Source organism: Nitratidesulfovibrio sp. D1 (assembly GCF_051133415.1).
Lineage (GTDB): Bacteria > Desulfobacterota > Desulfovibrionia > Desulfovibrionales > Desulfovibrionaceae > Cupidesulfovibrio.
In genome coordinates this window covers 366,157-379,515 of sequence record NZ_JBPGNZ010000004.1, presented here as the reverse complement: position 1 = coordinate 379,515, position 13,359 = coordinate 366,157, and the positions used below count along the sequence as shown (strand labels likewise).

Genomic DNA, 13,359 nt, shown 5'->3' with positions numbered 1-13,359 from the left:
TGTGGCCGGGTATGCCCGGTCAGTCGGCCGTCTGGATGTTGTAGCCCTTCAGCTTGCGGTACAGGTGGCTGCGCTCGATGCCCACGGCCTCGGCCAGCCGGGTGACGTTGCCGCCGCACTCCGCAAGGCGCGCGGCAAGGTAGTGCGCCTCGAAGGCGGCGCGGGCCGCTTTCAGGTCCATGCCGGGGGCCAGCAGCGCGGCCATGTCGGCCAGGTGGTCCCCGCCGGAAGACTGGCCCGGCCACTGGTCTGATGACTGGCTCGGCCCGGATGCCGCCCCGGCGGCGCACGCGGTCCCCGCTCCGGCTCCGGCGGTCCCGTTCACGCCAGCGCCCCGGCGGGGCAGGAATTCCGGGGGCAGCATGGCCCGCGTCACTTCCAGCCCGGCGTGCAGGATGAGCATGCGCTCCACGAAGTTGCGCAGCTCGCGGACGTTGCCGGGCCACGGGTAGCGCGCCAGCGCCTCCATGGCGTCGGGCGCGAAGGTGGCCGGGCGCACGCCGTAGTCGCGGGCCAGGCGCTGGGCGAACAGGTCGATGAGCAGGGGCACGTCGCCCTCGCGCTCGCGCAGGGGGGGCAGCAGCAGGGGGAACACCCGCAGCCGGTAGTACAGGTCTTCACGGAAGGTCCCGGCGGCGATTTCGTCCTCCAGGTTCTTGTTGGTGGCGGCGATGACCCGCACGTCCACGCGCATGGTGCGGTGGCCGCCCACCCGCTCGAACTGCTGCTCCTGCAGGATGCGCAGTATCTTGGCCTGGGTCTTCAGGCTCATGTCGCCGATCTCGTCCAGGAACAGCGTGCCCTTGTGGGCCATTTCGAACTTGCCCGCCTTGGCCGCGTCCGCCCCGGTGAACGCGCCCTTCTCGTGCCCGAACAGCTCGCTTTCGATGAGTTCTTCCGGTATGGCCGCGCAGTTCACGGCCACCAGCGGCCGGCCGGCCCGGCGGCTCCCCGCGTGGATGGCCCGGGCCGCCAGTTCCTTGCCGGTGCCGTTCTCTCCGGTGATGAGCACCCAGGCGTCGGTGGGGGCCACCCGCGCGATCTGGCCGCGCAGGGTTTCCATCACCGGCGAGCGGCCGTTCATCTCGTCGGCGTGGGCCGTGGGCAGGCTGTCGCGCAGGGCTTCGTTCTCGCGGCGCAGGTCGCCGTATTCCAGGGCGCGTTGCGCGGCGATGAGCACCTTTTCCAGCGACAGCGGCTTTTCGATGAAGTCGTGCGCGCCCTTGCGGATGGCGTTGACCGCCGTCTCGATGGTCCCGTGGCCGGAAATCATGATTACCGGCAGGTCGGGGCGCTGGGCGTGCAACTGGTCGAGCACGGCCAAGCCGTCCATGCCGGGCATCCAGATGTCCAGGAACACCAGGTCGGGGGTCTCGCGGGCCAGCAGGGCCAGGCCGTCCTCGCCGCTGGGGGCTTCGAGCACCTCGAAGCCTTCGTCCTCGAGGATGCCGCGCAGGGAGAAGCGGATGCCGTCTTCGTCGTCGATGATCAGGATGCGGGCGTGCATGGCGTGTCCGGTGGCGGGTTCGGGAAGGTGGTGGTCAGGAAAGGATGAAGCCGTCGTGGAACAGGCTGACGCACACGTCCACCATGTTGCGGTCGTAGCGCGTGCCGCGCCCGGCCGCTATCTCGGCCAGGGCGGGGCCCAGCCCCAGCGAGGCGCGGTACGGCCGGTGCGAGGACATGGCTTCCACCACGTCGGCCACGGCCAGGATGCGCGCCTCGGGCAGGATGGACTCGCCGGAAAGGCCCTCGGGGTAGCCGGAGCCGTCCAGCCGTTCGTGGTGCTGCAAGACGATCTGGGCCACCGGCCACGGGAATTCGATTTCCTTCAGGATGTCGTAGCCCACCTGGCTGTGGGTACGCATGATGCCCATTTCCAGGTCCGACAGGCGGGTGGGCTTGGCCAGGATTTCCGCCGGGATGTGGATTTTTCCGATGTCGTGCAGCATGCCCGCCACGCGCAGCCCTTCCAGCCGTTCGCCGGAAAGGCCCACCCGCACGGCCATGGCGTGGGCCAGTTCCGCCACGCGCGACTGGTGCCCCGCCGTGTACGGGTCGCGCTTTTCCGAGGCGGTGGCCAGGGCGGAAACGGTCTGGCGCAGGGTGCGGCGCAGGTCTTCCACGCTGCGGCGCAGGGCCTCTTCCGACTGGCGGCGTTCGGTGATGTCGCGGAACACCAGCACCGTGCCCACGCGGCGTCCGTCCGGATCGGCCAGGGGCGAGGCGCTCATCTCCACGGGGTGGGCCGCGCCGTCGGGACCGTGCACGAAGGCCTCGGTCATGGCCGATTGCCCTGCGGGGGCGGACTGGAGCGGGGGGATGGGGTGCGCGGCCGAGGACCCCGGCGACAGGTGTGACAGGGGAGAGAAGGAAGAAGCGGCGAAGCCGAAGCCTGTCCCGGTGGCCTGCGCCGTCTGCGCGGTCTGTGCGATCTGGGTCATCTGGGCCAGCAGGTCGTTGGGGTCCTGAAGGCGGTGGCTGCCGCCGTTGGACCGGATGTCCACGTGTTCGGCGAAATGGCGGTCGATGCAGGCGTGATGGTCCGCGCCGGTCATGGCTTCGGCGCTGGCGTTGATGTAGGTGATGCGGCCGTGGCGGTCCACGGTGAGCACCGCGTCGGCGATGGAGCGCAGGGTGGTGGCGAACCAGCGTTCCTTGCGCCGGGTTTCGTGGTCCATCTGGTGCTTGTACAGCGCCATCTCGATGCAGGTGCGCAGATCGCGGTCCTCGAAGGGCTTCAGCAGGTACCCGAACGGCTCGGTGATCTTGGCGCGTTGCAGGGTTTCCGGGTCTTCGTGCGAGGTCATGTAGATGACGGGCACGGCATGGTGGGCCAGGATGCGCCCGGCGGCGTCGATGCCGTCCATGCCCTGGCCGAGCACGATGTCCATCAGCACGAGGTCGGGCTTTTCGTCCCGGGCCCTTTCCACGGCCTCCTCGCCGCTGGTGGCCAGCACCGGCTCGCCGTAGCCGAGTGAGCGCAGCCGGCGGCGCATGTCCAGCGCCGAAACGGCCTCGTCCTCGACCAGCAGTATCTTGCAATATGCCATGCCCGCTCCGGAGCGTTGGTGTATGGTCCCCGCGCGGCGGGCTCCGGCCCGGTGCGGGGTATGGTTTCGCGCGGGTGCGCGGGTGCGTCAGGCGGCCAGCAGGTCCGCCAGGGCCGCGTCCAGCGTGGGGAACCGGAATGCATGGCCGGAGTCGGCCAGCCGGTCCGGCGGGGCCACCTGCCCGGCCAGCAGGGCTTCTTCCGCCAGTTCGCCCAGGGCCAGCCGCAGGGCGAAGGCGGGCGCGGACGGCGTGGGCAGCCACGCCGGGCGGCCCACGGCGCGGTTCAGCGCCGCCGCGAATCCGGCGTTGTCCACGGCCTGCGGCGCGGCAAGGTTGTACGGGCCGGAGCAGGACGGGGTGTCCAGCAGATGCAGGATGGCCCCCACCTCGTCCGTCAGGTGAATCCACGAAAAAGGCTGTCTGCCGCTGCCCAGCGGGCCGCCCAGCCAGGCCCGGAACGCGGGCAGCATGCGCGCCAGCGCGCCGCCCGGCCCCAGCACCACCCCGCTGCGGATGATGCAGCGGCGCACGCCCATGGCCTGCGCGGGGGCGGACGACGCCTCCCACCGGGCGCAGGTTTCCGCCAGGAATCCGGCCCCCGGCGGGTCGCCCTCGCCGCAACGCGGCGCGGCGGCCATGTCGGGCCAGCAGCCATAATACCCCACCGCCGACGCCTGCACCAGCACCGCCGGAAGCCCCGCGCCGTTCATGGCCCCCAGGGCCGCGGCCACGGCCTGCCCGGCCGCCACGCGGCTGTCCACGATGCGCGCCTTGCGCTCCGGCGTCCAGCGGCCGCCCGCGATGTTTTCGCCCACCAGGTTGACCACCGCGTGGGCGTCCTTCAGCAGGCGGATAAGCGGTTCCGGGTCGCGCCCGTTCCACGTGGCGGTGCTGAAGCCCCGCGCGCCCCCCGCGTCCCCTGCGCCGGGCGTACCGGGCGCACGCGAGGACACGGTGACCGCATCGCCGCGCGCCAGCAGGGCGCGGGTGAGGGCCGAGCCGATGAATCCTGTTCCGCCAAGGATGACGACGTGCATGCGGAAACTCCCGTGGCGTGTGGCCGGACCTTGGGACCTTGCCGATCCCGCCGTGCCGCGAAGGGAAAGGCCCTCCGCGCGGCACGCGGGGCACCGGTATATATTCCCTTATGCCACAGGAAGCTCGACGGTGACAACGGTGCCTCTGCCGGGGGTGCCTCTGCTGGGGGCGCCTCTGCCGGGGGTACCGCTTCCGGCAGCCGCATCGGCCATGCCCGGCGCAGGGGACGGATCGGGCGCGGCGGGGGCGGCGTGGGCGCGCACGTACCCGCGATGGTCCGACACCACCGACTTGACGATGGTCAGGCCAAGGCCGGTGCCGCCCTTCTTGCGCGAGAAATAGGGCTCGAACAGGCGCGAACGTTCCTCGGGCGTGAGGCCGGGACCATTGTCGGCCACGTCCACCCGCACCAGGTTGAGGGCGGTGTTGTGCACGGCGGTAATGGTCACCGCGCCGTCATCGCGCCCCTGCAACACTTCCGCCGCGTTGGTCAGGATGTTCAGGAAGGCCCGGTGCAGCGCTTCCTGGTCCATGGGCAGCACCGGCAGCGGCGCGGGGATGTCCAGCGTCCACGAGATGTTGCTGTGGCTGTTGCGGAACAGGGCGGTCAGTTCCTCCAGCAGCGGGGTGAGGTCGCCGGGCCGGGGGGTGACCTCCGGCAGCTTGGCGAAGGCGGAGAACTCCTCCACCATCTGTTGCAGGTGTTCCACCTGGCGCACGATGAGGTCGGTGCACTGGCCGAACACCGGGTCGCCCACCGCGCCTGCGAACTTGCGCTCCAGCCGCTGGGCCGAGAGTTTGATGGGGGTGAGCGGGTTCTTGATCTCGTGGGCGATGCGCCGGGCCACCTCGCGCCAGGCGGCCATGCGCTGCATGCGCTCCAGTTCGGTGATGTCCTCGAACACGGCCACCGCGCCCCGGTACTCGCCCTCGGGCGTGGTCAGGCTGACGGCGGTGAGCAGCAGCTTCAGGGCGCGGTCGCCCTGGCCGGAATCCACCTGGCTCTGCCAGCGGCGGCCGGGCCGGGCCCGCACCTCGTCCAGCATCTGGCGGTTCATGGCCGCGTCTTCGGGCGAAAGGTATTCGCGGGGGTCGCGGCCCACGATGTCGCCCGGCTCCACCCCGAACATGGCGCAGGCGGCGGCGTTGATGGTGGCCACCCGGTCGTCCGGGCCGAACGAGACCACCCCGGCGGCGATGTTGTCCAGCACCGTGGCGATGTACCGGCTGCGCTCGCCCATTTCCACGTTTTGCAGGGCAAGCATGTCGTTGGCGTCGGTGAGGCGGGTGCGGCTGACGGAAAGGTCCTCGGCCATGCGGTTGAACGAACGCACCAGCAGGCCCAGTTCGTCGGTGGCCGCGTCCTCCAGCCGGAAGGCCAGGTCCCCGCGCGCGATGCGCTCCGTGCCTTCGGCCAGGGCCAGGATGGGCGCGGTGAGTTCCTTGGACAGCCGGAACCCGAACCAGATGGATCCCAGGATGATCAGCACGCTGAGCACCGCGAGGATGAACAGGAACGAGACCTTCAGCGGCCGTTTCAGCGTCTTCAGCTTCTTGTAGTCGTCGAAGCCCTGGGCGATGCGCTCCAGTTTCAGCATCACCCCCTCGCCGATGGATTCGGCCACCACCAGGTAGCCGGTGCGGCCGCCGTCCACGGCCAGCACGCCGAAGACGTAGTCCGCGCTTTCGCCCTTCCACAGCAGGGAAACGTACTGCTGCGCCGCCGCCTGGTCCCAGGCGATCTTGCGGCGCGCCTCCTTCCACGTGGGATTCAGGTCCGCCGGGGCGTGCCAGTTCTGTTCCACCCGGCCGGGGGTGACCACCCCGGTCAGCGACAGGCCGTATTCCTTGCGCTTGCGCTCCAGCAGCGTGTCCATGGCCTGGCCGCCCCAGGTCAGGTGTCGGTCGGCGATTTCCGCCACGATGGATTCGCCGCGCGCGCGCAGCCGGTCGGCCGAGGCGGTGTAGAAGCTGCGCCCCACGTCCAGCGCGCTGTCCAGCGAGACCTCCACCTGGTTGTTGAACCAGTAGTCCACCGAGGTGCCCACCACCCGGTTGGAGGCCAGGAACATGATCACCGTGGGCACCAGCGACAGGGCCATGAAGGCCAGCACCAGCCGGGTGCGCAGGTGCGAGCCGAACACCCGGCGGCGGCGTTCGAGGATCAGCTTCACCCCGTTGCGCAGCACGATGAACAGCACCACCAGCAACAGGATGAAGTTGATGTTCAGCAGGACCAGGAAGATGTACGAATCGACGCCGAACAGGTTCAGTTCCACCCAGGTGGCCACCAGCATGGCCACCAGCACGCCCGCCGCCACGTAGATTTCGCGCTGGCGGCGCTTGCGTTCGCGGGTGTCCGTGGGGCTGACCCGGATGACGCGCGGAAAGACGGGGTCGTCGGCCGGATACCTGTCCGCAGGGTGTCCGTCGTTCGGCCGGTGCCCGTCGTTCGGCCGCTGCCCGTCTGGAGGGCGGCCGGAGGGCTGGTCGGGCGTCACGGTGCGGCGGGCCATGGGGCGGCGGGGGGTCAGTAGGTGAAGTCCTGTGTGAAGGTCGCGTCGGGCACGACCTCCCAGGACCAGAAGAACAGGGTGCGCGAGAGCCAGGGCGGCACGTCGGTGTGGCGCAGGGACAGGGCCAGCGACACCCGGTGCGGTTCGCCCTTTTCCAGCGTGGAGATGGGGGCCAGGGGCAGCACCAGGCGCTTCCAGGTGGCCTCCAGCAGGCGGGCAAGGTTCTTGTCGCGCCATGGCGACTCGCGGCCTTCCAGGCGCAGTTCGAACTCGCGGGTCAGGGTGTCGTGGCGCAGCACGCACGCAAAGACCTTTTCGGCCAGGGTCACGTCGGGCAGCACGCCCCGGCGGCGGGTGAGCGTGGCCGTGCCGCGCAGTTCCATTTCGGCGCCGTCCTTGAGCAGGTCGCGCAGGCCGTCGGGGTCGTCCACGCCCACGCCCAGGCGCAACACCAGGGTATCGTCGCGGGTTTCGATGGCGAAGGTGTCGAGCACGAACTGGCGCGGGGGCGCGGCCTGGGCCGGGTTGGCCACGGACAGCAGGAAGAGGGCGAACAGGATCAGCAGGACGAGCGGCGCGGCAAGGCCGTCGGACACGGACCGGGCGCCAGCGCCGAAAGGCCGGACCGGGGCGGGCCGGTGCGGCAGGGGGCGGAAACGGCGATGCTGGGAGTGCGGCGGCATTGGGTGTCCTTGTCTTGGATGCCCGCTCAAGGCACCACGTTTTCGCACAGCCGGGCAATGATGGCAAGTCGGTGACGGGGGTTAGGGTAGGGTGGACGCTACGCTGGAGGGGCAGGGATATCCCCTCCTTGGCCCCCATGGCATCCCCCCTGGCGCTTTCCCGTTCCCTTCCTTTTCCTTCCGCTTTTTTTCGCCGTCGAGACCACATCTCCCAACGGCTCCGGGTACTTGACGCCGCCCGTCCCGGTGCCGCATAGTGCGGGCGGGTGTACGTAGCACCTTTATCCACAGGCGGTCCGCCGCCGACATTGCGGGGTTGTGCATGCGCAAGCAGGCACGGCCGTCTTCATGCACGCGTGTCGGGAGTGCGGAGAATACAATACCCCGCAAGGGGGAATAATCCCACCGTCCTGTGGCGGCTACGAGCTCCCGGCAATTGCTCTTCCGGGAATCCTTTGCGGCCGGGCGTCCGTTCCTTCGGGCGTTCCGTGCTCCGGGCAGTTGCCAACCTCGCAATGCCGGAGCGTGCCATGAGCGAGATTCCTTCCTTTTACGGGCCAGATGCCAGGGCGCAGCTGGCCCGCATCTTTGAGGCCACCGGGTGCCGGACGCTGGCCGCGCTGGCGGAACTGCTGGGCCTCAGGCTGTCTGCCATCGTCGAGGCCGGAAAGCACGGCCGTATCCCGGCGGACTGGTTGATACGGCTGTCGCGGCTGGGCATCAATACCTACTGGATCGTCACCGGCCTCGGGCCCGTCTTCGCCGAGCATGCGCCCGCCGCAAGGGAGAACGAGGCCGAGGCCCGCCGACGGCCCGATGCCGGCGTCGTCCTGCGCGACATGCTGCGCTGCGTGCCCACGCAGGACCTGACCGAGGAACTGGACAGGCGGAAGGGGATGGGTGGGCGACGTCCGGCGGGGTGAAGGGGATGGGGCAGTGTCTTGTTGGACGCGGCTTCTACGAAGGAAGTTGTGCGCTGTTGGATGCGCTCGATTTCGTTATGCCTCCGGCGGGCAAGGGGCCATTAAGCGATGGCCCCTTGCATCCCCGCGCTCCAGGGGGGCTTCGCCTCCCCTGGACCCCCAACGTATCCTGCGCGGCGTCCCTTCGGCGGCAGCTTCCCTCCGGCGCAAAAGCGCCTTCGGGCGATCTGCCGCCGGTGACGCCAATGCACGCTTGGCTCCCGCAGGTAATATGCCACGAGGCTGCCGTTACCTTGGCCCTCGTTGCGACGCATGTGCCGCCGTCAAGGCCCGGCGTCACACGCTTCTACGCACGAAACGGGGTCGGTGGGCAATTGCGTTGTCTTTCGGCTGTCTTTCTAACTTTATAAGAAATGCATTCCCTTCGCCTGAGCGCGGGAAACCTTTGTGCGGCGATACGCATCCGTAGCCGGAGATCGCCGCCGGAGGCTTTGCGACGGCGGAAGCTCCGGCGTCGCGGATGCGCGCCGCGACGGGGTGAAACTATGGGCACCCTCGCTCAGCTATGCCAGCGGGAGCCTCGCGCGCATTCGCATTCCGCCGGGCAGATCACCCGAAGGCGCTTCAGCGCCGGAGGGAAGCTGCCCGGCGCCGGAATGCGGTGCATGACGACACGGGGTTCCAAGGGGCGGGGCCCCTTGGAACGCGGGGGTGCAGGGGGTGTTCGTTACAACACCCCCTGCCCGCCGGAGGCATAACGAAACCGAGGGCAATCATCAGCGCGCAACTGTCTTCGTAGAAGCCGTCCCCAGCAGCGCACTCCCCCTCCTCCCTTCCCGTTCCCCCTTCCCCATCCATCACCCCACAAAAAAAGGGCCCCCGCCCGAAAGCGGAGGCCCTGTCTTTTCTTCTTCTTGGCGCAAGCCCTTCCTAGAAGATATCCACCAGCAGCGGATTCTCTTCCAGGTCTTCCAGGAACTTGTCCGGGCGTTCCTTCTGTTCCGGCACGGAGATGTCGGAATGCACGTACTCGCGGTAGCCGGTCCCGGCGGGGATCAGGCGGCCCACGATGACGTTTTCCTTCAGGCCGCGCAGGTAGTCCATCTTGCCGCGCAGGGAGGCTTCGGTGAGCACCTTGGTGGTTTCCTGGAACGACGCCGCCGAGATGAACGACGAGGTGGTCAGCGAGGCCTGGGTGATGCCGAGCACCAGCGGTTCTGCCGTGGCCGGGGTGCGGCCTTCGCCCATGGCGCGGGTGTTTTCCTGGCGGAATTCGCCCTTGTCCACCTGTTCGCCCACCAGGAAGCTGGTGCCGCCCGGATCGAGCACGGTGATCTTGCGCAGCATCTGGCGCACGATGACCTCGATGTGCTTGTCGTCGATGCCCACGCCCTGGAAGCGGTACACTTCCTGGATTTCATCCACCAGGTAGCGGGCCAGGAACTTCTCGCCCTTGGTGCGCAGGATGTCGTGCAGTTCCGGATGGCCTTCGGTCAAGAGTTCACCGGCTTCCACGAAGTCGCCGTCGGAAACGGTGATGTGCTTGCCCTTGGGCACCAGGTATTCCTTGGCTTCGCCCGTTTCGGGGGTGACCACCAGCTTGCGCTTGCCCTTGGTTTCGCCCGCGAAGGTGACCGTGCCGTCGATTTCGGACACCACGGCCATATCTTTCGGCTTGCGCACTTCGAACAGCTCGGCCACGCGGGGCAGGCCACCCACGATGTCCTTGGTCTTGGACGATTCACGCGGCTTGCGCGCGATGATGTCGCCGGCCTGCACTTCCTGCCCGGCCTTGACCATGATCAGCGCGCCGACGGGCAGCGAATACGTGGCGGGCAGGTTGCCGCCGCGCATCTTGGGCTCGCCGTTCTCGTCGCAGATGGAGATGGACGGACGGAAGTTGGTGGTGCGGTATTCGATGATCGACTGCGTGGTCATGCGCGTCGCGTCGTCCATCTTTTCCTGGTAGGTCTTGCCCTCGATGATGTCGGTGAACTTGACCGTACCTTCTACTTCCGAGACGAACGGTTCGTTGAACGGGTCCCATTCGGCCAGGACGACGCCCTTCTTGATCTCGGTGCCGTCGGTGACGTTCAGGCGCGAGCCGTTGGGCAGGATGTACTTTTCGCGTTCGCGGCCCTGCTCGTCCACGATGGCGATCTGGCCGCTCTTGCCGAGCACCATCATCTGGCCGTCGCGGTTGCGCACGGCCTTCACGCGCGACAGGATCACGCGGCCGGGGTGCTGCGCCACGATGCTGGAACGCTCGATTTCGCGCGACGCGGTGCCGCCGATGTGGAACGTGCGCATGGTGAGCTGGGTGCCCGGTTCGCCGATGGACTGGGCCGCGATGATGCCCACGGTCTCGCCGATGTTGACGAGGTGGCCGCGCGCAAGGTCGCGCCCGTAGCAGCGGGCGCACACGCCGCGCTCGCTCTGGCAGGTCAGGGCCGAGCGGATGGTCACGGTGCTGATGCCCATGGCCTCCAGGGTCTGGGCCACGTCCTCGTCGATCAGCGTGTTCTCGGGGAACAGCAGTTCGCGGGTTTCGGGGTCGAACACGGGGTACAGCAGCACGCGGCCCAGCACGCGGTCGGACAGGCGCACCTTGATGTCGCCGCCCTTGATGAAGTGGCCGATCTCGATGCCGTCCACGGTGCCGCAGTCAAGCTCGCTGACGATGACGTCCTGCACCACGTCCACCAGGCGGCGGGTGAGGTAGCCCGAGTTCGCCGTCTTCAGCGCGGTGTCGGCAAGGCCCTTGCGCGCGCCGTGGGTGGAGTTGAAGTACTGCAACACGTCGAGCCCTTCGCGGAAGCTCGAGGTGATGGGCGTTTCGATGATTTCGCCCGAGGGCTTGGCCATCAGGCCGCGCATGCCCGCAAGCTGGCGCATCTGGTCCTGGTTGCCTCGCGCGCCCGAGGTGGACATCATGTAGATCGGGTTGAAGCTGCTGTTGACCTCTTCCTTCCCGGTCCTGGGGTCCACGATGACCTCGTGCGAGATCTCCTTGGTCATCTCGTTGGAGATGTCCTGGGTGGCCTTGGTCCAGACGTCCACCACCTTGTTGTACTTTTCGGTACGGGTGATGATGCCGTCGCGGTACTGGCGCTCGATGTCGTCCACCTCGTTCTGCGAGGCTTCCAGCATGGCCTTCTTCTTGGACGGGATGCGCAGGTCCTTCACGCCGATGGTGATGCCCGCGCGCGTGGCGTATTCGTAGCCCACGTCCTTCAGGCGGTCGCACAGGATGACGGCGGCCTTGGTGCCCGCGTCACGGTAGGCGGCGCCCACCAGGCGGGCGATGTTCTTCTTGGTCAGGGTGCAGTTGACGAACTCGAAGCCGACGCCCTTGGGCAGCACTTCCCAGACCAGGATGCGGCCGGGGGTGGTGTCCACGGTGTTGCCGTCCTCCATGCGCACCTTGACGCGCGCATGCAGCGAGACGGAGCCGGAATCGTAGGCGGCCACCACTTCCCACGGGGCGCAGAAGGCCATGCCTTCGCCCTTTTCGAACGAACGCTCCACGGTCATGTAGTACAGCCCGAGGACGATGTCCTGCGAGGGCACGATGACTGGCGAGCCGTTGGCCGGGGACAGGATGTTGTTGGTGCTCATCATGAGCACGCGGCATTCGATCTGCGCCTCGACGGAAAGGGGCACGTGCACGGCCATCTGGTCGCCGTCGAAGTCGGCGTTGTAGGCCGAGCAGACCAGCGGGTGCAGCTGGATGGCCTTGCCTTCCACCAGCAGCGGTTCGAAAGCCTGGATGCCCAGACGGTGCAGGGTGGGGGCGCGGTTGAGCAGGATGGGGTACTCGCGCACCACCTCTTCCAGGATGTCCCACACCACCAGTTCCTCGCGCTCCACCATCTTCTTGGCGCTCTTGATGGTGGAGGCCAGACCTCTTTTTTCCAGCTCGGAATAGATGAAGGGCTTGAACAACTCGAGGGCCATCTTCTTGGGCAGGCCGCACTGGTGCAGCTTCAGCTTGGGACCCACCACGATGACCGAACGGCCGGAGTAGTCCACGCGCTTGCCCAGCAGGTTCTGGCGGAAGCGGCCCTGCTTGCCCTTGATCATGTCCGACAGCGACTTCAGCGGGCGGCCGTTGGTGCCGGTGATGGCGCGGCCGCGGCGGCCGTTGTCGAACAGGGCGTCAACGGCTTCCTGCAACATGCGCTTTTCGTTGCGGATGATGATGTCGGGCGCGCCGAGCTCCATCAGCCGCTTGAGGCGGTTGTTGCGGTTGATGACGCGGCGGTACAGGTCGTTGAGGTCCGAGGTGGCGAAGCGGCCGCCGTCCAGCGGAACCAGGGGGCGCAACTCGGGCGGAATGACGGGGATGACTTCCATCACCATCCATTCCGGCTTGTTGGCCGACTCCAGGAACGCCTCGACGATCTTCAGGCGCTTGGTGAGCTTCTTCTTCTTGGTCTGCGACTTGGTGGCCTGCGATTCCTCGCGCAGCATGGCGCGCAGTTCCTCGAGGTTCAGTTCCTCGAGCAGGCTGCGCACGGCTTCCGCGCCCATGCCCACGGTCAGGGCGTCCTCGCCGTAGTGGTCGATGACCTGAAGGTACTGGTCCTCGGAGATGACCTGCATCTTGGCGAGGTTGGTGGAACCCGGATCGAGCACGATGTACGAGTCGAAGTACAGCACCTTCTCGAGGTCGGCCATGGTCATGTCGAGCAGGGTGCCGATCTTCGAGGGCAGGGTCTTCAGGAACCAGATGTGCGCGACGGGCGCGGCCAGTTCGATGTGGCCCATGCGCTCGCGGCGCACCTTGGAGGCGATGACCTCGACCCCGCACTTTTCGCACACGATGCCACGGTGCTTCATGCGCTTGTACTTGCCGCAGTTGCACTCGTAGTCCTTCACCGGCCCGAAGATCTTGGCGCAGAACAGGCCGTCCCGCTCGGGCTTGAAGGTGCGGTAGTTGATGGTCTCGGGCTTCTTCACCTCGCCGTACGACCATTCCCGGATGCTCTCCGGCGCGGCGATGGAGATCTGGATCGCCTTCAGGTTGCGGATGTTCGCGACGTTGGCCGACGAGCCCCGAACGGTGAACAGATCGTCTAAGGTCATATCGTGTTCCCTACCCGAAAAGGTTGTTTGCACGCCTTCGGTGAGCAGAGGGCCTTG

7 protein-coding genes are annotated in these 13,359 nt (G+C 67.7%); 1 reads left to right on the top strand and 6 read right to left on the bottom strand.

All coding sequences use genetic code 11. The features are described from left to right. Nucleotides 1–19: 19 nt before the first annotated feature. From ACR4XJ_RS09670 to ACR4XJ_RS09650, 5 genes are all read right to left on the bottom strand, one after another. A complete protein-coding gene (locus tag ACR4XJ_RS09670) occupies nucleotides 20–1,507 on the bottom strand; it encodes a sigma-54-dependent transcriptional regulator (RefSeq protein ID WP_434755018.1) in 1,488 nt (495 codons plus the stop codon). Nucleotides 1,508–1,541: 34 nt separating this feature from the next. Continuing rightward, nucleotides 1,542–3,053, bottom strand: a complete 1,512-nt coding sequence (locus ACR4XJ_RS09665; RefSeq protein ID WP_434755017.1) for an HD domain-containing phosphohydrolase — start codon at nucleotides 3,051–3,053, stop codon at nucleotides 1,542–1,544. Nucleotides 3,054–3,140: 87 nt separating this feature from the next. Further along, nucleotides 3,141–4,091 (bottom strand): TIGR01777 family oxidoreductase, encoded by a 951-nt coding sequence (locus tag ACR4XJ_RS09660; protein ID WP_434755016.1) that lies wholly within the window; start codon nucleotides 4,089–4,091, stop codon nucleotides 3,141–3,143. A 108-nt stretch (nucleotides 4,092–4,199) separates the two neighbouring features. Further along, the gene (locus ACR4XJ_RS09655) at nucleotides 4,200–6,608 is read right to left on the bottom strand and encodes an ATP-binding protein (protein WP_434755015.1); all 2,409 of its coding nucleotides are present in this window, start codon (nucleotides 6,606–6,608) and stop codon (nucleotides 4,200–4,202) included. A 14-nt stretch (nucleotides 6,609–6,622) separates the two neighbouring features. Then, a complete protein-coding gene (locus ACR4XJ_RS09650) occupies nucleotides 6,623–7,291 on the bottom strand; it encodes a DUF4390 domain-containing protein (RefSeq protein WP_434755014.1) in 669 nt (222 codons plus the stop codon). Nucleotides 7,292–7,821: 530 nt separating this feature from the next. On the opposite strand from ACR4XJ_RS09650, the gene ACR4XJ_RS09645 reads away from it, so the two are divergent. Next, nucleotides 7,822–8,214, top strand: a complete 393-nt coding sequence (locus ACR4XJ_RS09645) for a helix-turn-helix domain-containing protein (protein ID WP_434755013.1) — start codon at nucleotides 7,822–7,824, stop codon at nucleotides 8,212–8,214. A 930-nt stretch (nucleotides 8,215–9,144) separates the two neighbouring features. Here the strand turns inward: ACR4XJ_RS09645 and rpoC are convergent. Then, a complete protein-coding gene (gene rpoC / locus ACR4XJ_RS09640; RefSeq protein ID WP_434755012.1) occupies nucleotides 9,145–13,302 on the bottom strand; it encodes a DNA-directed RNA polymerase subunit beta' in 4,158 nt (1,385 codons plus the stop codon). Between the last annotated feature and the right edge of the window lie 57 nt (nucleotides 13,303–13,359).